Genomic DNA, 19,578 nt, shown 5'->3' with positions numbered 1-19,578 from the left:
CGCTCGGCTCTGTCATCCCTCAGGCCGGGCCGCTACCCTCCGCGCATGATTCCCACGGTGGTCTGGGGCACCGGCAATGTCGGCCGCGCGGCCGTCCGTGCCGTGGAGGCCCATCCGGCGCTCACGCTCGCGGGCGTACTCGTGCACAGCGCGGCGAAGGTCGGCCGGGACGCCGGCGAACTCGCCGGGCTCGGACAGGAGGTGGGGGTGGCGGCGACGGACGACGTCGACGCCGCGCTCGCCGCCGGAGCGCGCGCCGTCGTGTACGCGGCCTCCGGCGACCTGCGCCCCGCCGAGGCCCTGGACGACGTCGTCAGGGCCGTCCGGGCGGGCGCCGTGGTGGTCACGCCCGCGCTGTACCCGCTCTACGACCGGCACGGCGCGCCGGGGGAGTTCCGGGACCCGGTCCTCGCCGCCGTCGCCGCGGGCGGGGGCTCGCTCTTCGTGTCCGGGGTGGACCCGGGCTGGGCCAACGACGTACTGCCCCTGCTGATCAGCGGACTCGGCACCACCGTCGACGCGATCCGCTGCCAGGAGATCTTCGACTACTCCACGTACGACCAGGAGGACTCCGTCCGCCACCTCATCGGCATGGGGCAGCCGATGGAGTACGAGCCGCCGATGCTGGCGCCGTCGGTCCCGACACTGGTGTGGGGCGGCCAGATCCGTCTGATCGCCAGGGCGCTCGGCGCCGAACTGGACGCCGTCACCGAGTCCTTGGCGCGGCGACCCCTCGGCGCGACGGTGCGCACGCGCACGATGGGGGAGTTCGCCGCAGGCACCCAGGGCGCCGTCCGCTTCGAGGTGCGGGGCATCGTGGGAGGCGAACCCCGCATCGTCGTCGAGCACGTCACCCGTATCCATCCGTCCTGCGCGCCGGACTGGCCCGCGCCGCCCGGCGGCGGGGACGGCGCGCACCGCGTGATCGTGGAGGGCCGCCCCCGCATCGAGGTGACGGTCGAGGCCGCGGACGAGGGCGAGAACCGCTCCGCGGGCGGCAACGCCACCGCCGTCGGCCGCCTGGTGAACGCCATCGACTGGCTCGTGGACGCCCGACCCGGCCTCTACGACGCGCTCGACGTCCCGCTGCGCCCGGCGGCGGGCCGGCTCGGAAGGAAGTGACCCATGGGCGCGTTCCCGCGCATCGACATCCCCGAGGGCAAGGACGCGATCCCCTACGTGTGGGGCGAGATGGTCCCCGAGATCGGCGCGGCCGCGTCGCACTTCTCCCTCGCGGTCTACGCCCACACGACGCTCGGGCTGCGCGAGTTCGAGGCGGCGCGGCTGCGGGTCGCGCAGCTCAACGGCTGCGCGTTCTGCCTGGACTGGCGCACCGAGCGCGACGGACGGAAGGTGGAGGAGGAGTTCGCCGACGCGGTCGCCCGGTGGCGTACCACCGACGCCTTCGACGACCGCACGAGGCTGGCCGCGGAGTACGCCGAGCGGTACACCCTGGACCACCACGGTCTCGACGAGGAGTTCTGGACGCGGATGACCGCGCACTACGGCCAGGCCGAGATCGTGGAGCTGAGCATGAGCATCGGGTCATGGCTGGCGTTCGGCCGGCTCAATCATGTGCTCGGCCTCGACACGGTGTGCGTGCTGCCGAAGCACTGACGGGGTGCCGGTGGGGCGCCGGCGAGGGACTCATAGATCGGTGGCGACGATCTTCTCGATGTTCCGCTCGGCGAGCGCCGTGATGGTCACGAACGGGTTGACGCTGGTGTTGCCGGGGATCAGCGCGCCGTCGATGACGTAGAGCCCCGGATAGCCCTGCAGACGCCCGTAGTTGTCCGTGGCCCGGCCGAGGACGGCCCCGCCGAGCGGGTGGTAGGTGAGGTGGTCGCCCCAGATCTTGTACGCGCCGAAGAGGTCGGTGCGGTAGATCGTGCCCTCCTTGGCGTTGATCTTGTCGAAGATCGTCTTGGCGGCCTCGATGGAGGGCTGCTTCCAGGCGGTCTGCCAGTCCAGTTCGGCCCGGCCCGCCGCCGCGTTCCAGGTGAACCGGGCGCGGTGCGGGTTCTTGGTGATCGACAGGTAGAACGAGGCGTACGTCTCGATCCCCGTCGGCAGCGGCGCGACCTCGGCGAACGCGCCGCCCGCCGCCCAGTTGTCGATGCCGGCCGTCGGGATGGACGACTGGAGAGCGCCGGTCGCGTCCCACATGTGGTTGGCGCGCCCGCACATGACGTTGCCGTTGTCGCCCCAGCCCGTGCCGACCTCGTCGTTGAGGCGCGGCAGCGCGCCCGTCGCCCGCAGCTTGACGAGCAGCTTGCTGGTGCCGACGCTGCCCGCGGCGAAGAAGACCTTGTCGGCCGTCACCTCCTTGGTGGCGACGGTGTTCCCCTCGGTGTCGATCTGGTCGATCGTGACCCGGTAGCCGCCCCCGGCGGCCGGGGCGACCGTGGTGACCTTGTGCAGCGGTGAGACGGTGACCCGACCGGTCGCCTTGGCGCGGGCCAGATAGGTCTGCTGGAGCGTCTTCTTGCCGTGGTTGTTGCCGTAGAGGATCTCCCCGGCCAGCGCGGACCTCGGGGCGGTGCCCGCCTGCTCCCGCTCCATGTGGTCCCAGTCGTACACGTCGGGCACGAACACGAAGGGGAAGCCGGAGCGCCGGGCGTGCTCGCGGCCCACCCGGGCGTACTGGTAGCACTCGGCCGTCTCGAACCAGTCGGGGTCGACGGTGTTCACGCCGAGCCCGGCGTTGGCCCGCGGATAGTAGGTGCCGTACATCTCGGCCGCGTCGACCGTGGGCAGTACGGCCGCGAAGTTCTCGCGCCTCGGGGTGACCGCCATGCCGCCGTTGACCAGTGAGCCGCCGCCGACGCCCCGGCCCTGGTAGACGGTGATGCCGCCGAACTCCTCGGCGTCCAGGATGCCCGTGTGGCGCGGCACGGCCTTGTCGATCGGGAAACCGAGGAAGTTGCTCAGCGGCTGCTTGGTCCTGGTGCGCAGCCAGTACGAACGGTAGTCGGGGCTGGTGGTGTTGGCGAATATCTTGCCGTCGGGGCCGGGCGTGTCCCAGGCCATGCCCATCTCGGCCATGTGGACCTCGACCCCCGCCTCGGCCAGCCGCAGGGCGGCGACGGAGCCGCCGTACCCGGTGCCGATCACCAGGGCGGCCACGCGGGCACCGTCCGTGAGGGGAGCGGCCGACGCCCGTGGCCCGCTCCGGGCGCCGGCCGGCGTGGCGCGGCCCGCGAGTGCGAGGCCACCGAGAAGAGAACCTGTTCCAGCGATGAACCTCCGCCGTGATGTCGCGCCGGACAACGTGCCGGGCTCGGATGCAGCGTCCATGGGATCTTCCTCACTCTGGGGCGAACTGGAACGAGTTCTACTGCTCCCCGCAAGGGAAGTCACGCCATACCTGGAAGTAATTTCTGTCCGGTCCCGCCTCTCGAACGGCCCGCTCCCTCACGGGTCACCCGGCGCCGTTCAACTCCGCCCGCAGGCAGGCGAGGAGGGCGCGGGCCGCGGGCGTCGCCGGGCCGTCCGCCCGCCAGGTCAGCGCGATCCGGCCGCGCGGCCGCGGGTCGGTGAGCGGCAGCGTGCGCAGGCCGAGGCCGGCGGCGGTCCCTTCGGGCAGCGCGGGCAGCACCGCCACGCCGAGACCGCGGGCCGCGAGCCGGGTGAGGACCTCGGGCGAGGCGGCCTCGAAGGCGATGACCGGCCGGAAACCCGCCTCGGCGCAGGCCGCGTCGAGAACTCCGCGCAACCCGGTGCCGCGCGGCAGGCTGATCAGCGCACGCCCCGCCAGCTCGGCCAGCGGCACGCTCGCCCGGTCCTCGGGGCGCAGCAGCGGATCGCCTGGCGCCACGGCGGCGACCAGCGGCTCGTCGACCACCACGTCCAGCGCCACGTCCGGCGGCGGCTCCCGCGACGTGAGGCCCAGCAGCGCGAAGTCCAGCTCACCCCGGCGCAGCGCGGCGAGCATCCGGTCGGAGGTGTCCTCGGTGAGGGAGATCTCCACCCGCGGATGCGCGTCGTGGAAGTCGGCGAGCACGGACACCACGTCGAACTCACCGGTGGCCGCGCCGGACACGAGACCGAGCGAGACATGACCGCGCAGCAGCCCCGTGAACTCGTCCGCGGTCCGCCGCGCCCCCTCGGCGGCGGCCAGCGCCGCCCGCGCGTGGGCCAGTACGGCACGACCCACCTCGGTCGGCGTCACCGTACGGCCGGAGCGGTCGAGGAGCCGGTGGCCCAGCTCGCGTTCGAGCCGCCGGATCTGCGCGCTCACCCCGGGCTGGGCCAGATGCAGCCGGGCCGCCGCGCGGGTGAAGTTGGCCTCCTCCACCACGGCGACGAAGTACTGCAACTGCCGGAGCTCCATAACGGATGATGCTAGTGGCGAGAACGGGAAGCTCTTGGACTTATGGCCGGTTCTTGATCACCCTGAAGTCATGGGGAAGACACGCGGGACGACACCGACCGAGAGCCGCATCCGTGCGGAGATCGCCGCTGAACGCCGTGAACTGGCCGACCTGTTCGACAGGTTGCACGGCTCCCAGTGGAACGCCCCCTCGCTCTGCGCCGGTTGGCGGGTTCGCGAGGTCGTCGCCCACATGTCCCTGGGCTTTCGCCACTCGCTGCCGAGGACCCTGTGGGAACTGGCGAAGGCGCGCGGCAGCCTGCACCGCATGACGGACCGCTGCGCCCGCGCCGACGCCGCCGCCCTCACCACCGAAGACCTCACCGCGCAGATCCGGGACAACGCGCACCACCCGTGGACGCCCCCGGTCGGCGGATACACCTCGGCGCTGGGCCACGACGTGGTGCACGGGCTCGACGTGACCGTGGCCCTCGGCCTGGACCGCCGCGTCCCGCCCGAGCGCGTGCGCCTCCTCCTGGCCGCCGTCGACGCCAAGAGCCTGAAATTCTTCGGGGCCGACCTCAGGGGCGTCGCCCTGCACGCCGACGACCTCGACTGGACGTACGGCAGCGGCGCCCCGGTGCGTGGCGCCGCGCAGGACCTTCTGCTGGTCGCGTTCGGCCGCAAGGTGCCACCGGGCAGGCTGCGCGGTGAGGGTGGCGAGCGCTACCTGCTGCGGTGAACGAGGCTTCCGCGGCGCGCGGTTGTCACATTCGGGCCTGTTGGATCCGTCCTGTGGGGGACCTACTCTGGTAGCCGCCTGAAGGGGAGTCGCATGAGTGGAAACACCGAGCGCACCGGCACGCGAGGACGACCCGCACGGCCCGGCAGAGGTGAACGGGTGGCCGACTGGGCGGACGGGCGCCTGGGCATCAACACCCTGGCCAGGACCCAGATGCGCAAGATCTTCCCCGACCACTGGTCGTTCATGTTCGGTGAGATCTGCCTCTACAGCTTTCTGATCCTCATCCTCACCGGCACCTATCTGACCCTGTTCTTCGAACCGAGCATGGCCGAGGTCACCTACGACGGACCCTACGTACCGCTCAAGGGTCTACAGGTGTCGCGGGCGTTCGAGTCGACGCTGGAGATCAGCCTGGAGGTGCGCGGCGGTCTGCTGATCCGGCAGATCCACCACTGGGCGGCGATCGTCTTCATCGCCGGCATGTTCGTGCACATGATGCGGGTGTTCTTCACCGGCGCCTTCCGCAAGCCCCGCGAGGTCAACTGGCTCTTCGGCTGGACGCTGTTGATGCTCGCCATCATCACGGGGCTCACCGGGTACTCACTGCCCGACGACATGCTCTCGGGCACCGGTGTGCGCTTCGCGCACGGCGCGATCCTCTCCGTCCCGGTGGTCGGGACGTACCTCGACTTCTTCCTGTTCGGCGGGGAGTTCCCCGGCGAGGACATCGTGGCGCGGTTCTACCCGATCCACATCCTGCTGCTGCCGGGCATCATGCTCGGCCTGGTCGTCGCGCACCTGATCCTCGTCTTCCACCACAAGCACACGCAGTTCGCCGGGCCGGGCAAGACCGAGAAGAACGTGGTCGGGGCGCCGTTCCTGCCCATCTACATCGCCAAGGCGGGCGGCTTCTTCTTCCTCGTCTTCGGCGTACTGGCGATCATGGGCGCGGTCGCCTCCATCAACCCCGTCTGGGCGATCGGCCCCTACCGCCCCGACGTGGTCTCCACCGGCGCCCAGCCCGACTGGTACCTCGGCTTCTCCGAGGGCCTGATCCGGGTCATGCCGAGTTGGGAGATCAACGTCTGGGGGCACACCCTCGCCCTCGGTGTCCTCATCCCCTTCTCGCTCTTCCCGCTGATCATGATGGCCATCGCCGTCTACCCGTTCGTCGAGGCGTGGGTCACCGGCGACAGGCGGGAGCACCACATCGCGGACCGCCCCCGCAACACCCCGGTGCGCACCGGTCTCGGCGTCGCCTGGCTGACGCTGTACTTCGTGCTCCTGATCGGCGGCGGCAACGACGTCGTCGCCACGCACTTCCACCTCTCCATCAACGTCATCACGTGGTCCGTGCGGATCGCCTTCTTCGTGGCGCCCGTCCTCGCGTACCTCATCACCCACCGCATCTGCCTCGGCCTGCAGCACCGGGACCGCGACAAGGTGCTGCACGGCCGCGAGACCGGCACCATCAAGCGCCTGCCGCACGGCGAGTACGTCGAGATCCACGAGCCGCTGCCCCAGGGGGAGCTGTACCGCCTGACCGCGCACGAACAGCCCCGGCCCTACGAGATCGGACCCCTGGTCGACGCGGGCGGCGTGGTACGCAAGGTCTCCCGCTCCGAACGGCTGCGCTCACGCCTCTCCCACGCCATGTACGGCCCCAAGGCGCAGGTGCCGAAGCCGACGACGGAGGAGTACCTGGCGATCCAGCGGGGCGAGGGTGATCACCACTGACGGGACAACTCGGTTAGCCTCGCACGGTGATGGCATTCGAGAGCACTCCCAAGCTGCTGGCGATCAGCGACCTGCACGTGGCGTACGCCGAGAACAGGAAATACGTCGAGACCATCCGGCCGCACACGGACGACGACTGGCTGATCGTCGCCGGTGACGTCGCCGAGCGGGTCGCCGACATCGACTGGACGCTGCGCACGCTCGCCGGGCGGTTCGCCAAGGTGATCTGGTCGCCCGGCAACCACGAACTGTGGACGCCCAAGGACGACCCGGTCCAACTGCGCGGCGAGGAGCGCTACCAGCACCTCGTCGCGCTCTGCCGCGAGCTGGGCGTGGCCACCCCCGAGGACCCCTACCCGGTGTGGCGCGGCGCGGGCGGCCCGGTCACCGTCGCCCCGCTGTTCCTCCTCTACGACTACAGCTTCCGCCCCGAGGGGACGCACACCAAGGAAGAGGCGCTCGCGGTCGCCCACGAGGCGGGCGTCGTCTGCACCGACGAGTACTTCCTGCACCCCGACCCCTACGCCACCCGCGACGACTGGTCCCGCGCCCGCGTCAAGCTCACCGAGGAACGCCTCGCCGAACGGCCCGCCGGCCTGCCCACCGTCCTCATCAACCACTGGCCGCTGCTGCGCGAACCCACCCGGATCCTGCGCTACCCCGAGTTCGCCCTGTGGTGCGGCACCGAGCTGAGCGCCGACTGGCACGTGAAGTACGACGCGGCGGCCGTCGTCTACGGCCATCTGCACATCCCGCGCACCACCTGGCACGACGGCGTCCCGCACGTGGAGGCGTCCGTCGGCTACCCCCGCGAGTGGCGCCGCAGCTTCCACCCCGACCCGCACCTGCGCCAGATCCTGCCGGCGCCGCAGGAGGGCTGAGCGGGGCCGCGCCGGGTCACCGCGCCAGCTCGCGGTGCGCCGTCTCCGGCAACCGCATGTACACCGCCGACGACACCAGGCAGAGCACGGCCACGTACCCGGGGAACAGCCCGGGGGAGCCGATCTCCTTGAACAGGGTCCCCACGTACGGGGCCGTGCCGCCGAACAGCGCGACGGTGAGCGAGTACGGGAAGCCGATCCCGGCGGCCCGCACCCGCGCCGGGAAGACCTCCGCGTTCACCGCCGCCGAGATCGACGTGAAACCGGTGAGCAGCACCATCCCCGCGCACTGCACGAGCAGCAGCGAGACGAACGACCCGGTCAGGGCCTTGAGCAGCGGCACGCTGAGGACGGCGAACCCGACGCCGAAGAACAGCAGGAGCGGCCGGCGGCCGACCCGGTCGGACAGCAGCCCGCCGACCGGCTGGAGCAGGGCGAAGAACGCCAGCGAGAGGGTGCCCGCGAGCAGCGCGCCGCTCTTGCCGATGCCGGTGTTCAGCTCGGCGTACGTCGGCAGGTAGGACGTCCAGGTGTAGTAGGCGAGGGTGCCGCCCGCCGTGATGCCGCAGATCAGCAGCGACTGGCGCGGATGGTGGCGCAGCGCGTCGAAGAGCCCGGGCCGCTCACCCCGTGCGGCCGGCGCGATGTGCGTCTCCCGCGCCCCCTGCCGGATCCAGAAGCCGACCAGGCTGAGCAACGCCCCGACGAGGAACGGCAGCCGCCAGCCCCAACCGTCCATCTGCCCCTCGGAGAGCGTGGCGACCAGCAGGGCCGCGACGCCCGACGCGGTCAACTGCCCCACGGTCGTGGAGACGTACTGGAAGCTGGAGAACAGCCCGCGCCGCCCCGGGCCCGCCGACTCCACGAGGAACGTCGTCGACGCGGCGAACTCCCCGCCCACCGACAGGCCCTGGAGCAGCCGCGCGACGACGAGCACCACCGGAGCGAGGACGCCCGCCGCCGCGTAGGTCGGGGTGAGGGCGACCAGCAGACTGCTGCCGCCCATCAGCAGGATGGTGACGGTCAGCGCGGCGCGCCGGCCGCGCCGGTCGGCGACGGCGCCCATGAGCAGGCCGCCCACGGGCCGCATGAAGAAGCCGACGGCGAAGACGGCGAACGTGGAGAGCAGCGGCACGAGGGAGTTCCCCGAGCCCTTGGGGAAGATCTGGCCGGCGATGTACGTGGCGAGGAAGGTGTAGGCGTACCAGTCGTACCACTCCACGGCGTTGCCCACCGAAGCGGCGAGCAACTGCCGTATCGGGCGCCGCTCGGGGGCGGGGGAGGCGTCGGTCACCTGCGGGACGTGCTGTGTCATGATCACGACTTTCCCCGGTGCGGCGGCGCCCCACACGTGGTGTCCGCCTGGCGGACACGGCCTCCCGATCTCAGCCCGTCGTCGGCTTGTACGCGTACACCGCCGTGGTCACCAGGCACGGCGCCGGGGGCACCACCTGGACCCGCAGGGTGCGGCGCGCCGCGTCGTAGTCCACGCCCTCCGTCTCGAACGAACCGGAGCAGACGCTGCGCCGCGGGGACGCGAAGAGGACGGAGACGCGGCCGGTCACCGGCTGCCCGTCGAGGGCGCGGTCCAGCTCGACCTGGAGCACGGGCCGCTCCTCGGGGAACAGCTCCTTCGACGCGTCGTCGGAGGCGCACACCAGCCGCCTGGCGGCCACGAAGTCACAGCCCTGGATGTCGCGCACGGGCTTGTCCAGCGTGATCTGCCCGGCCTGCGACAGGGCCCCGCCCGTCGGCGGCGTCGCGGGATTGAGCAGCGGCGCGGGGAAGACCTGGAGGCGGCTCTGGTCGCCCCACTCGCCGGACACCAGCCAGCGCGAGTCAGGCGAGACGGCGGCGAAGGAGTTGTTGAGTTTCTCGCCCGCGTCCAGGCGATGCTCGTACACGTGCCGTTTCCCGCCGGGCGTGGTCACCGCGAACATCTTCGACGTCGCGCCGTCACCGCCCTGGTAGGCGTCGAAGGTGTGCCCCTCCGCGATGTCGGGGTCGCCTATGTGCCCCCAGCCCTTGACGCGCAGATCCAGCGGCACCGAGCCGAGCCCCCGGTACAGCAGAGTGCCGTCCGCGCGGCTCGCGAGACCCTGGCCGCCGGTCAGGGAGTTGACGTACGAGGTGCCCGACGCCTGCCAGTCGCCGGGCGAGGCGGATGCCCCCGACGCGGCGCCGCCCGTCGTCACCGCCAGCACGGCGGCACAGGACAGGGCGGTCGATGCCTTCCACAGGGTCATCGGGGCACTCCTCGGTGGGGGGTCGGAACGCTGCCGCGCCATCGTACGTAACGTGAGTCCCGGTGATAACGGTCCGACAGAAGGTGGTTGACGACATGAAGCTCGCGATTCTCGGCGGGGGCGGGTTCCGGGTGCCGCTCGTGTACCGCGCCCTCCTCGGCGACCGGGCCGAGGGCCGGGTCACGGACGTCGTCCTGCACGACCTCGACGCGGCGCGGCTCGACGCCATCGCCCGCGTCCTCGCCGAGCAGGCCGCGGACATCCCCGGCGCGCCCGCCGTCACCGCGACCACCGACCTGGACGAGGCGCTGCGGGGCGCCGACTTCGTCTTCTCCGCCATCCGCGTCGGCGGTCTGGAGGGACGGGCCGCCGACGAACGCGTCGCCCTGGCCGAGGGCGTACTCGGCCAGGAGACGGTCGGCGCGGGCGGCATCGCGTACGGACTGCGCACGGTGCCGGTGGCCGTGGACATCGCGCGGCGCGTCGCCCGGCTCGCCCCGGACGCCTGGGTCATCAACTTCACCAACCCCGCCGGCCTGGTCACCGAGGCCATGGCGCGCCATCTCGGCGACCGCGTCATCGGCATCTGCGACTCCCCGGTGGGCCTCGGCCGCCGGGTCGCGCAGGTCCTCGGCCACGATCCCGACGAGGCCTTCATCGACTACGTGGGCCTCAACCACCTCGGCTGGCTGCGCGGGCTGCGCGTCGCGGGCCGCGACGAGCTGCCGCGCCTGCTCGCCGACCCCGAACTCCTCGTCTCCTTCGAACAGGGCCGGCTGTTCGGCGCCGACTGGCTCCAGTCCCTCGGCGCGATCCCCAACGAGTACCTGCACTACTACTACTTCAACCGCGACACCGTGCGCGCCTACCAGCAGGCGCGGCAGACGCGCGGCGTCTTCCTCCACGGCCAACAGGGGCGTTTCTACGCCGAGATGAGGCACCCCGGCACCCCCGCCCTCAAGGCGTGGCACGACACGCTCGCCGAGCGCGAGGCGGCGTACATGGCGGAGAACAGGGAGGCGGCGGGCGTGGGGGAGCGCGCCGAGGAGGACCTGGAGTCCGGCGGGTACGAGAAGGTCGCGCTCGCGCTGATGCGGGCCATCGCGCGGGACGAGCGGGCGACGCTCATCCTCAACGTCCGCAACGGCACCACCCTCGCCGCCCTGGACGCCGACGCCGTCATCGAGGTGCCGTGCTCCGTCGACGCCAACGGCGCCCACCCGATGGCCGTCGCCCCGCTGCCCGGCCACGCCACCGGGCTGGTGTGCGCCGTCAAGGCCGTCGAGCGCGAGGTGCTCGCCGCGGCGGACAGCGGCTCGCTCGCCACGGCCGTCAAGGCGTTCGCCCTGCATCCGCTCGTCGACTCCGTGACGGTCGCCCGGCGCCTGGTGGACGGCTACCGCCAGGCGCACCCCCAGCTCGCCTACCTGGGCCGCCGGACGCCGGACGGGCCTGAGATGATCACGGGATGAGTCCCGTCGTCTCCATCGGTGCCGCAGCCCGCCGCCCCTGCACCCTCGTCGTGTGCCGGGGCTGCTGCTGCGGCGACGCCCGCAAGAACCCCGGCATCGACCACGCCTGGCAGCTGGAGCGGCTGCGGTCCGCCGCGGCGGCCTCCCGCGGCCGGTTCGCGGTGCGCACGAGCGACTGCCTCGGGCCGTGCGGCCAGGCCAACATCGTCGTCGTCCAGCCCTCGTACGAGGGACGCAGGCGAGGCGGCCGGGCGGCCTGGGTCGGGTTCGTCACGGACGACGAGTCCCTGGAGCAGATACTCGCCTGGGCCGAGGCGGGCGGACCGGGGCTCGCGGAGCCCTCCCCGACCCTCGCCCTCCAGCTGGTGGACCCGCGCGCCGGGTAGGCAGGGCCCTCAGCCCGCGAGGACCTGGTCGAGGAAGCCGTGCAGGTTCCGCAGGGTCCTGGCGTTCTGCTCCTCGAGCGAGAGGCTCTCCTCGAAGCGGCGGGCGAGCGCCGTGACCTTCTTGCCGCGCACGTACAGGGAGCAGGCGAGGTCCGCGCAGATGTACAGGCCGACCGAGTTGCCCTCGCGGCCCGCCGCGCCGGCCTTCGGGGCCACCAGCAGCGTGATGCCCGAACCGGCCTGCGGTGTCACGCACACCGAGCAGATGCTGGACTTCAGCAGGCTCTTGCGCGGCCCGGTCGAGGCACGCAGCGCGATGCCGACGGGCTTGCCCTCCCGGCGCGTCACCACATAGCCGCGCTCAGGGGCCTTGGGGTCGCGCCAGCCCAGGAAGTCCAGGTCGGACCAGGGGGTCTCGGCGTAGCCCGTCGGCAGCGTGAGCCGGTTCGCCTCGCCCTTCGAACAGTTCACGAAGGACGAGCGGATCTCTTTTTCACTGACGGGTTCCATGATCGGAAGGTATCAACGGACAAACGGAACCGTCCTGTCATTTTCCCCCGCCCGGCCCCGACGCTTCACTCGCCCCCGCCACCCGCCCCCAGCGCCTTGTACAGCGCGCCGACCAGGTGCGCGCTGCGCAGGTCCTCGCCGGACGTGCCGACGCCCATGCGGTTCATCGCGTACGCGTACGAGACGCGGTTCTCCGGGTCGGCGAAGGCGTACGACCCGCCCGCGCCGCCGTGCCCGAACGCGCGCGGGTTCGGGCCGGCCTGCCCGTACAGGTTGAGCATGAAGCCGAGGCCCCACGACCACGTCCCGGCGAGCGGCGTGCCCGCGCGCAGCACCAGGTCCGGTTCGTCGGCGCCGCTCTGCGACGTGCGCAGCCGCTCCACCGTGTCGGCGCCGAGCAGGCGCCCGCACGCCAACTCCCGGTAGACGGCGGCAAGGCCGCGCGCGGTGGCGTGGCCGTTGGCCGCGGGGATCTCGGCGCTCCGGTAGGCGGCGCCGTTCACGTCGCCGAGCGGCAGATAGCCGAAGGCCAGCGTGAGCGGGGCCGTGGGCGCTTCGCCGAGCCCGCTCACCGGGGGGTCGGGGATCCGGGCGAACGCCCCGCGCGAGGGGGCGTCGTCCGTGCCCGTGACCGGCGGCGCCATGTCCGCGCACCGCCCGTGCTCGCCCGGCGGTGTGCCGACGAAGACGTCGGCGTCCAGCGGCCCGGTCACCTCGGAGCGCAGGAAGGCGCCGAGCGTGACCCCGGTGATCCGCCGCACCACCTCACCGACCAGGAAGCCGAACGTCACGGCGTGATAGCCCTGCGCGGTGCCCGGGCGCCACCAGGGCGTGGTGGCGGCCAGCGCGTCGGTGACCTTCTCCCAGTCGTACACCGCGCCCGGCCCCAGCGGCTCGCCGGGCGCGATCAAGCCGGCGCGGTGGCTCAGCAGCCACCGCACCGGCAGGTCCGCCTTGCCCGCCCGGGCGAACTGCGGCCAGTACCGCGCGACCGGGGCGTCCAGGTCCAACTCGCCGCGCTCCACCAGGAGATGGGCGCACAGGGCCGTCATGCCCTTGGTCGTCGAGTACACGTTCACCAGCGTGTCGCGCTCCCAGGGGCGCGTGCCGCTCCGGTCGGCGTCACCGGCCCACAGGTCCAGCACGAACGCGCCGTCGACCGTGACCGCGACGGCCGCGCCCAGCTCGCCGCGCTCGGTGAAGTTCCGCTCGAACTCCTCGCGCACGCGCTCGAAGCCGGGCGCACAGGTGCCGTGGACGCGCACAGTCATGGGCTCTCCCCGAGGTGATGCGACGAATTTTCCCCTGCGCCCGCATGGTTGCCCACGGCACCTACCCCGTCAACGGGGGCGATCGGCACAGAAACGGTCCGGTGCCGCGCCCGTGGGGGTTCCGTGCCCTCCAAGCGAGGGACTTGTGCATCGCCGACCAGAGATTGGACTTCTCTTCACCCGGCGGACACCAGCCCTTCCGTATCGCTTGCTCCCCTTGACACACTGCACCCCCGCTCGCGTCCCCCACACCACACGAGGTCGACATACACATGCCTGAACTCAAGAGGCGCCGTTTCCTGCAGCTGGCCGGCGGCACCGCGGCCTACGCCATGCTCGACCAGAGCATCGCCCGCGCCGCGTCCCTGCCCGCCAGGCGCGTCACCGGCACCCTGAAGGACGTCGAGCACGTCGTGGTGCTGATGCAGGAGAACCGGTCCTTCGACCACTACTTCGGCACGATGAAGGGCGTACGGGGCTTCGGCGACCCGCGCCCGGTGACCCTGCCGAACGGCAAGCCGGTCTGGAACCAGCCGAACGGCAGCAGGGAGGTCCTGCCCTTCCACCCGACCGCCGAGAACCTCGGCATGCAGTTCATCGCGGGCCTCGACCACGACTGGGCCGGCGGCCACAAGGCGTTCAACAACGGCAGGTACGACCAGTGGGTCCCGGCGAAGTCCGAGCGGACCATGGCGTATCTCAAGCGGGAGGACATCCCCTTCCACTACGCCCTCGCCGACGCGTTCACCATCTGTGACGACTACCACTGCTCGTTCATGGGCGCCACCGACCCCAACCGCTACTACCTGCTCACCGGCCATGTCGGCAACGACGGCAAGGGCGGCGGCCCGGTCCTCGGCAACCAGGAGGCGGGCTACGACTGGACGACGTACGCCGAGCGCCTGGAGCAGGCGGGCATCTCCTGGAAGGTCTACCAGGACATCGGCGACGGCCTGGACGCGGCCGGGCACTGGGGCTGGATCGACGACGCCTACCGCGGCAACTACGGCGACAACTCCCTGCTGTACTTCAACAAGTTCCGCAACGCCAAGCCCGGCGACCCGCTCCACGACAAGGCCCGCACCGGCACCAACGCCAAGGCGGGCGACGGGTACTTCGACATCCTCGCGGCCGACGTGCGGGCCGACCGGCTCCCGCAGGTCTCCTACATCGCCTGCCCCGAGGCGTTCACCGAGCACCCCAACTGGCCGGTGAACTACGGCGCCTGGTACATCGCCCAGGTCCTCGACGCGCTCACCTCCAACCCCGACGTGTGGGCCAAGACGGCGCTGTTCGTCACCTACGACGAGAACGACGGCTACTTCGACCACATCGTCCCGCCGTACGTCCCCAAGGACGCGGCCCAGGGCAGGTCCACCGTCGACACGACGCTCGACTACTTCCCCGGCAACGCCTCCTACGCGGCCGGCCACTACGGCCTCGGCCAGCGCGTCCCGATGATCGTCGTCTCGCCGTGGAGCACCGGCGGCTTCGTGAACTCCGAGGTCTTCGACCACACGTCGATCATCCGGTTCATGGAGCGGCGCTTCGGCGTCAAGGAGCCCAACATCTCGCCCTGGCGCCGCGCGATCTGCGGCGACCTGACCTCCGCGTTCGACTTCAGCGGCAAGGACACCGGCCCGGCGCGGCTGCCCGACACCGCCGCCTACGAGCCGCCGGACGACAAGCGCCACCCCGACTACGTGCCGAAGGCGCCCGCGAACCCGGCCCTGCCCAAGCAGGAGCGGGGCACGCGCCCCGCCCGCGCGCTGCCGTACGCCCCGCTGGTCGACGGCAGCGCGGACGCGGCCGCCGGCAAGTTCACGCTGACGTTCGGCGGCGGCGACAAGGCGGGCGTGTGCTTCCACGTCCGCTCGGCCAACCGCACCGACGGCCCCTGGACGTACACCACGGAAGCGGGCAAGACGCTCTCCGACACCTGGAACTCCGCGTACTCCGGCGGCTCGTACGACCTGTCGGTGTTCGGTCCGAACGGCTTCCTGCGCACCTTCAAGGGCCCCGGCAAGAAGGCGGGCCCGGAGGTCGCCGCCCGGCACGACGGGACGACCGGCAACATCAGGCTGACCCTGCGGAACGCGGGCGGCACGGATGTGAACCTCACGCTGACCAACGCCTACGGCGGCACCCCGCAGACCTTCAAGGTCAAGGCCGGCGCCACCGTGTCGCACACCGTCGACCTGCGGGCGAGCAGGCGCTGGTACGACCTGACCGTGAAGTCCGACGCCGACACGGGCTTCCTGCGCAGGCTCGCGGGCCACGTGGAGACCGGCGCGGCGGGCGTGAGCGACCCGGCGATCATCACCGTCTGACCGGCGCCGGGGGCGCGGAGGGGCGACGAGCGGGGGCCTCGGCGGGCGACAGCCGGGACTCCCGCGGCGACGGTACCGCAGACGTTCCCGGAGCGGCCGGTGTCCCCTCTTCTCCGTGGCCCCCGACGTCTCAGACGCCGCCCCCGCCGTCGACGCTCAGCACGGTGCCGGTGATGAAGTCGGCGTCGGGCCCGGCGAGGAAGGCCACCGCGGCGGCTATGTCCTCCGGCGTGCCGATCCTGCCCAGCGGCCGGTCGGCGGCCTCGGCGAGGAACTCGGCGTCGGACTGGCCGAGTTGACGCGCCTCCCGGGCGAGCATCGGCGTACGGGTGTCGCCCGGGGCGACGCAGTTGACCCTGATGCCGACGGGGCTGTGGTCCAGCGCCATGGCCTGCGTCAGCATCACCACACCGGCCTTGGCCGCGCAGTACGCCGCGGCCTTCTTTCCGGCGCGCAGCCCCCATCCGGAGGCCACGGTGACGATGCGGCCCTGCCCGGCCCGCTCCATGAGGGGCAGCACCGCCCGGCACACCAGGAAGACGGAGTCCACGTTGTCCGCGAACGACCTGTGCCATTCCGCCAGGGACAGCTCCGGCACCGTGCCGCGCCGGATGCTGCCCGCGACACAGCACACGTCGGTGATGGTGCCGAGGCGGCCGGTGACCTCCTCGACCAGGGCCGACACCTCGCTCTCCGCGGCCAGGTCGCACCGGAACGACTCGGCGCGCCCGCCCGCCTCCCGGATGCGCCCGGCCACCGCCTCGGCCTCGTGGTCCCGGTCGACGACCGCGACGTGCACGCCGTCGTCCGCGAGCCGCCGCGCGACGGCGCCGCCGATGCCCCCGCCGCCCCCGGTGACCAGGGCCACCCGCGTGCCGCGGTTTGCCGCCGTCATCGCGGGCCGCCCTGGAGCGTGCCGTCGAACAACTGGGTGAGCAGCGCCTTCTGGGTGTGGAGTCGGTTCTCGGCCTGCTGGAAGATCTTCGACCACGGGCCGTCCTTCACCTCGGCGTCGACCTCCTCGCCCCGATTGGTGGGCATGCAGTCGAGGAACACCGCCCCGTCGGCGGCCCGCCGCATCAGCGGTGCGGTGATCCGCCACCGGTCCGCGAGCCGGGTCCTCGCCTGGATCTCCTCCTGGCCGACGAGCGTCGGGGACTTCCAGCTCAGGGTGTACACCGCCGCACAGTCCTGGACGGCCCCCTCCAGATCGTGGGTGAGCTCGATGCTCGCACCGGTACGGGCGGCGACGGACCGGGCGGCCCGGGTCACACGCTCCTCCGGCGCGAAGCCCGGGGGGTGCGCGACGGTGATGCGGTGCCCGAGCACGGCCGCGGCCATCATCGAGGAGTGCAGCACCCCGGGGGTCTTCTGCCGCGGCGAGTAGGACCAGGCGTACACGACCCGTTTGGCCGGTACCCGCTCCCCGTACAGCTCGCGCAGCGTCATGAGGTCGGCGAGCACCTGGCAGGGGTGCTCCTCGTCGTCCAGCGCGTTGATGACGGGGATCGTCGCGCGCTCGGTCATCGCGCGCAGCCGGCGGTGGCCCGCGCCGTAGTCGTCCATGTCGTACCAGCGGACCACGAGCGCGTCGAGATAGCGGTTGAGGACGCCGATGGTGTCCTCGATCGACTCGCGGTTGGCGAGCCGCAGTTCCTCCACCCCGTACGGGTAGCTGTGCGCACCGAGTTGGGAGGCGGCGACCTGGAAGGAGACCCTGGTTCTGGTGGAGGGCACGTTGAAGAGGAGCCCGATGCAGCGGCCCGCCAGGTGGGCACGTGTGTCGTCGCCGCGTTTCATCGCTTCGGCGAGGTCGAGCAGGGAGCACATCTCCTTGGCGGAGAGGTCCTGTATGCGCAGGATGTGTCGCACACTCATGTGAGGACTCCTGTCTCGGTGGGTGGGGTGACGCGCTTGCGCAGGCACCGCTCGGCGATGACGGAGAGCAGCAGCATCGCCAGCGCGATGACGAGACTGACGCCGAAGAACGGCAGCATGGCGACGGTGGCCGCGATGACCGCCAGATTCAGCCGGGCGGTGCCGCCCCGGGGCAGCAGTCTGGCCGCGGAGAAGAAGGCCATCAGGAAGATGAGCAGGTAGGTGGCCGACGACGCCTTGATGAGGGCGGTCTCACTGGAGTCGGTGACGAGGAGGACGACGACCGACACCGCGTAGCCCGGCAGGAGCGCGAGAATGGCGCGCGTCGGGATCCGGCCCCGGGCGGTGAGCCTGCTCAGCTTGGCGGGCAGGAGGCCGTCGCGGGCCAGGGCGAAGACGAGGCGCGAGGTGCCCAGGCACCAGGCGTTGGTGGTGAGCAGCAGCAGAACCCCGGCGACGAGGAATCCGCTGCTCCGCAGGCCGGTCCCGGTGGCCACCTGGAGGAGCCGCACGAATGCCGTCAGATCCGACTGCCCCGACCCGCCGGAGTCGCCCGCGGGCGATGCGGGCAGCGCCACCGAGACGGTGAAGGCCATCGCGAAGTACAGGAGCCCCACACAGCTGACGGCGTAGAGAATGCCTTGGGGAAAGGTGCGTTCGGGGTCCCGTACCTCCTCGGCCACCGGCGCGGCGTTCTCCCAGCCGATGAATCCGAAGAAGCAGATGAGCAACGTGGTGCCGAGAGCGCTCCAGCCGTGCGGTGCGAACGGCGTGAGGCGCGTGTAGTCCCCCTTGGGCAGCGCCAGGCAGATGACGACGGCCAGCAACAGCACCACGGCGCCGAGAACCACCATCTGGGCGCGCGTACTCACCTTGATCCCCCAGAGGTTGAGGGCCACGCAGAACACGATGACGGCCGCGCCCGCGAGCAGCGCCGCCCGGTTCGAGGCGCTGGGGTCGACGGCTGAGAGCAGATAGCGGCCCGCGGCGAGTCCCAGCACGGGATTGCCGGCGAGCAGGGTGATGAGCAGGAAGACGGCGGCGATCCGGCCCGCCCGCGCACCGAAGGCCGCTTCCACGAACTGGGCGACGCCCTTGCTCGTGGGATGCCGTACGGAGAGCTTCGCGAAGATCAGGGCGAAGGGGTAGCTGTAGAGGATCAGCAGCCCCCACGCGACCAGGGACAGCGGTCCCGCCTCGGCCCAGGCGAGCGCGGGAATGAGCAGCACGCCCGCGCCCATCACGGAGGTGATGTAGTGGACGACGAGCCCCGATGTGGTCAGCTGCCGCGGCAGTTGAGGGGGCTCGTGGCCTGGTGCGGGAGTCCCCCCGGCAGACGTCATACGGTCTGTTCCGCCTGTTCCTCGCGCGAGCCGCGCCAGAGCCCGTCCATGGTCTCGTGACTGATCTGTTTGTGCAGATCGGCATGGGAGGCGAAGCCCATGTTGATGATGAGCCGACGGCCGCGGCTCAGGGGATAGACACGGTGCAGGGTGGTGTCGGTGCGCATCAGGTAGAGGTCGCCCGGCCGCAGTTCGAAGGAGTGGATGGGCTGCCTGAGGAACTGCCGGTGCACTTGCGGGTCCTGCTTGTTCCAGTACGTGCGCGGCACGCACTGGACGAATCCGCCGTGCTCCGCGGGCGGGCAGTCGACCACCCAGACGAGCGCGAAGCTGTAGTCGTCCCAGTGCCAGCCGTGCGTGTCACCGGACCGCTCCAGCTCGGTGATCACGTACCGCTCCGGCTCGTAGGGGCACATGAGCACCGGCTCACCGGCGACTCTGCCCAGAGCTCTGAGGAGATCCGGGGA

Annotated in this window: 18 protein-coding genes; 8 read left to right on the top strand and 10 right to left on the bottom strand. The window is 71.6% G+C overall.

The features are described 5' to 3' along the window. Positions 1–45: 45 nt before the first annotated feature. Positions 46–1,122, top strand: a complete 1,077-nt coding sequence (locus ABZ385_RS01760; protein ID WP_358909091.1) for a dihydrodipicolinate reductase — start codon at positions 46–48, stop codon at positions 1,120–1,122. Between the two features lie 3 nt (positions 1,123–1,125). Then, positions 1,126–1,617 (top strand): carboxymuconolactone decarboxylase family protein, encoded by a 492-nt coding sequence (locus ABZ385_RS01755; RefSeq protein WP_358700330.1) that lies wholly within the window; start codon positions 1,126–1,128, stop codon positions 1,615–1,617. Between the two features lie 30 nt (positions 1,618–1,647). On the opposite strand, the gene ABZ385_RS01750 is transcribed toward ABZ385_RS01755, so the two are convergent. Together ABZ385_RS01750 and ABZ385_RS01745 are read right to left on the bottom strand one after the other, a co-directional pair. Continuing rightward, positions 1,648–3,297, bottom strand: coding sequence for a GMC oxidoreductase (locus tag ABZ385_RS01750; protein WP_358909089.1), 1,650 nt, complete (start codon positions 3,295–3,297; stop codon positions 1,648–1,650). 124 nt (positions 3,298–3,421) lie between these two features. Beyond that, positions 3,422–4,333 carry a LysR family transcriptional regulator gene (locus ABZ385_RS01745; RefSeq protein WP_358909087.1) on the bottom strand — a complete coding sequence of 304 codons (912 nt, stop codon included), beginning with the start codon at positions 4,331–4,333 and terminating at the stop codon, positions 3,422–3,424. A gap of 70 nt (positions 4,334–4,403) precedes the next feature. Here ABZ385_RS01745 and ABZ385_RS01740 point away from each other — a divergent pair, with 70 nt between their 5' ends. The 3 genes from ABZ385_RS01740 to ABZ385_RS01730 all read left to right on the top strand — a co-directional run bounded on the left by ABZ385_RS01740 (position 4,404) and on the right by ABZ385_RS01730 (position 7,675). Next, complete coding sequence (locus ABZ385_RS01740; protein ID WP_358909085.1) at positions 4,404–5,054, top strand: maleylpyruvate isomerase family mycothiol-dependent enzyme; 651 nt, start codon at positions 4,404–4,406, stop codon at positions 5,052–5,054. A gap of 93 nt (positions 5,055–5,147) precedes the next feature. Next, positions 5,148–6,794 carry a cytochrome bc complex cytochrome b subunit gene (locus ABZ385_RS01735; RefSeq protein ID WP_358909083.1) on the top strand — a complete coding sequence of 549 codons (1,647 nt, stop codon included), beginning with the start codon at positions 5,148–5,150 and terminating at the stop codon, positions 6,792–6,794. Between the two features lie 29 nt (positions 6,795–6,823). Next, a complete protein-coding gene (locus ABZ385_RS01730; protein WP_358909304.1) occupies positions 6,824–7,675 on the top strand; it encodes a metallophosphoesterase in 852 nt (283 codons plus the stop codon). Positions 7,676–7,691: 16 nt separating this feature from the next. On the opposite strand, the gene ABZ385_RS01725 is transcribed toward ABZ385_RS01730, so the two are convergent. Further along, positions 7,692–8,990 (bottom strand): MFS transporter, encoded by a 1,299-nt coding sequence (locus tag ABZ385_RS01725; protein ID WP_358909082.1) that lies wholly within the window; start codon positions 8,988–8,990, stop codon positions 7,692–7,694. Positions 8,991–9,060: 70 nt separating this feature from the next. Then, positions 9,061–9,921 carry a hypothetical protein gene (locus tag ABZ385_RS01720; protein ID WP_358909080.1) on the bottom strand — a complete coding sequence of 287 codons (861 nt, stop codon included), beginning with the start codon at positions 9,919–9,921 and terminating at the stop codon, positions 9,061–9,063. Positions 9,922–10,016: 95 nt separating this feature from the next. Here ABZ385_RS01720 and ABZ385_RS01715 point away from each other — a divergent pair, with 95 nt between their 5' ends. Together ABZ385_RS01715 and ABZ385_RS01710 are read left to right on the top strand one after the other, a co-directional pair. Further along, complete coding sequence (locus ABZ385_RS01715) at positions 10,017–11,393, top strand: 6-phospho-beta-glucosidase (RefSeq protein WP_358909079.1); 1,377 nt, start codon at positions 10,017–10,019, stop codon at positions 11,391–11,393. Further along, positions 11,390–11,779, top strand: a complete 390-nt coding sequence (locus ABZ385_RS01710; protein WP_358586536.1) for a (2Fe-2S) ferredoxin domain-containing protein — start codon at positions 11,390–11,392, stop codon at positions 11,777–11,779. The genes ABZ385_RS01715 and ABZ385_RS01710 overlap by 4 nt, the downstream gene beginning before the upstream one ends. A 9-nt stretch (positions 11,780–11,788) precedes the next feature. Here ABZ385_RS01710 and ABZ385_RS01705 read toward each other — a convergent pair whose 3' ends face one another. After that, entirely contained in the window at positions 11,789–12,289 is a 501-nt protein-coding gene (locus ABZ385_RS01705; protein ID WP_358699746.1) for an FBP domain-containing protein, read from the bottom strand. A gap of 65 nt (positions 12,290–12,354) precedes the next feature. Next, positions 12,355–13,560: a serine hydrolase domain-containing protein gene (locus ABZ385_RS01700; protein WP_358909077.1), complete on the bottom strand. Its 1,206-nt coding sequence runs from the start codon at positions 13,558–13,560 to the stop codon at positions 12,355–12,357. A 272-nt stretch (positions 13,561–13,832) separates the two neighbouring features. Here ABZ385_RS01700 and ABZ385_RS01695 point away from each other — a divergent pair, with 272 nt between their 5' ends. Beyond that, positions 13,833–15,890 carry a phosphocholine-specific phospholipase C gene (locus ABZ385_RS01695; RefSeq protein ID WP_358909075.1) on the top strand — a complete coding sequence of 686 codons (2,058 nt, stop codon included), beginning with the start codon at positions 13,833–13,835 and terminating at the stop codon, positions 15,888–15,890. A 130-nt stretch (positions 15,891–16,020) separates the two neighbouring features. Here the strand turns inward: ABZ385_RS01695 and ABZ385_RS01690 are convergent, their stop codons facing one another. The 4 genes from ABZ385_RS01690 to ABZ385_RS01675 are packed head-to-tail and all read right to left on the bottom strand — an operon-like array spanning position 16,021 to position 19,527. Further along, positions 16,021–16,785, bottom strand: coding sequence for an SDR family NAD(P)-dependent oxidoreductase (locus tag ABZ385_RS01690; protein WP_358909073.1), 765 nt, complete (start codon positions 16,783–16,785; stop codon positions 16,021–16,023). Beyond that, positions 16,782–17,768 (bottom strand): ornithine carbamoyltransferase, encoded by a 987-nt coding sequence (locus ABZ385_RS01685; protein WP_358909071.1) that lies wholly within the window; start codon positions 17,766–17,768, stop codon positions 16,782–16,784. Before ABZ385_RS01685 ends, ABZ385_RS01690 begins: the two co-directional genes overlap by 4 nt. After that, positions 17,765–19,111, bottom strand: coding sequence for an amino acid permease (locus ABZ385_RS01680; RefSeq protein WP_358909069.1), 1,347 nt, complete (start codon positions 19,109–19,111; stop codon positions 17,765–17,767). The genes ABZ385_RS01685 and ABZ385_RS01680 overlap by 4 nt, the downstream gene beginning before the upstream one ends. Then, positions 19,108–19,527: a hypothetical protein gene (locus tag ABZ385_RS01675; RefSeq protein ID WP_358586550.1), complete on the bottom strand. Its 420-nt coding sequence runs from the start codon at positions 19,525–19,527 to the stop codon at positions 19,108–19,110. The genes ABZ385_RS01680 and ABZ385_RS01675 overlap by 4 nt, the downstream gene beginning before the upstream one ends. Positions 19,528–19,578 lie beyond the last annotated feature (51 nt).

The organism is Streptomyces sp. NPDC005898 (assembly GCF_040629635.1).
Taxonomy (GTDB): domain Bacteria; phylum Actinomycetota; class Actinomycetes; order Streptomycetales; family Streptomycetaceae; genus Streptomyces.
This window is presented reverse-complemented; position numbering and strand designations above follow the sequence as displayed.

Bases quoted from the DNA above. Each gene is read 5' to 3' on its own strand.
- ABZ385_RS01760 (WP_358909091.1), top strand. From the start codon at position 46: ATGATTCCCACGGTGGTCTGGGGCACCGGCAATGTCGGCCGCGCGGCC.
- ABZ385_RS01755 (WP_358700330.1), top strand. From the start codon at position 1,126: ATGGGCGCGTTCCCGCGCATCGACATCCCCGAGGGCAAGGACGCGATC.
- ABZ385_RS01750 (WP_358909089.1), bottom strand. From the start codon at position 3,297: ATGGACGCTGCATCCGAGCCCGGCACGTTGTCCGGCGCGACATCACGG.
- ABZ385_RS01745 (WP_358909087.1), bottom strand. From the start codon at position 4,333: ATGGAGCTCCGGCAGTTGCAGTACTTCGTCGCCGTGGTGGAGGAGGCC.
- ABZ385_RS01740 (WP_358909085.1), top strand. From the start codon at position 4,404: ATGGGGAAGACACGCGGGACGACACCGACCGAGAGCCGCATCCGTGCG.
- ABZ385_RS01735 (WP_358909083.1), top strand. From the start codon at position 5,148: ATGAGTGGAAACACCGAGCGCACCGGCACGCGAGGACGACCCGCACGG.
- ABZ385_RS01730 (WP_358909304.1), top strand. From the start codon at position 6,824: ATGGCATTCGAGAGCACTCCCAAGCTGCTGGCGATCAGCGACCTGCAC.
- ABZ385_RS01725 (WP_358909082.1), bottom strand. From the start codon at position 8,990: ATGACACAGCACGTCCCGCAGGTGACCGACGCCTCCCCCGCCCCCGAG.
- ABZ385_RS01720 (WP_358909080.1), bottom strand. From the start codon at position 9,921: ATGACCCTGTGGAAGGCATCGACCGCCCTGTCCTGTGCCGCCGTGCTG.
- ABZ385_RS01715 (WP_358909079.1), top strand. From the start codon at position 10,017: ATGAAGCTCGCGATTCTCGGCGGGGGCGGGTTCCGGGTGCCGCTCGTG.
- ABZ385_RS01710 (WP_358586536.1), top strand. From the start codon at position 11,390: ATGAGTCCCGTCGTCTCCATCGGTGCCGCAGCCCGCCGCCCCTGCACC.
- ABZ385_RS01705 (WP_358699746.1), bottom strand. From the start codon at position 12,289: ATGGAACCCGTCAGTGAAAAAGAGATCCGCTCGTCCTTCGTGAACTGT.
- ABZ385_RS01700 (WP_358909077.1), bottom strand. From the start codon at position 13,560: ATGACTGTGCGCGTCCACGGCACCTGTGCGCCCGGCTTCGAGCGCGTG.
- ABZ385_RS01695 (WP_358909075.1), top strand. From the start codon at position 13,833: ATGCCTGAACTCAAGAGGCGCCGTTTCCTGCAGCTGGCCGGCGGCACC.
- ABZ385_RS01690 (WP_358909073.1), bottom strand. From the start codon at position 16,785: ATGACGGCGGCAAACCGCGGCACGCGGGTGGCCCTGGTCACCGGGGGC.
- ABZ385_RS01685 (WP_358909071.1), bottom strand. From the start codon at position 17,768: ATGAGTGTGCGACACATCCTGCGCATACAGGACCTCTCCGCCAAGGAG.
- ABZ385_RS01680 (WP_358909069.1), bottom strand. From the start codon at position 19,111: ATGACGTCTGCCGGGGGGACTCCCGCACCAGGCCACGAGCCCCCTCAA.
- ABZ385_RS01675 (WP_358586550.1), bottom strand. From the start codon at position 19,527: ATGTGCCCCTACGAGCCGGAGCGGTACGTGATCACCGAGCTGGAGCGG.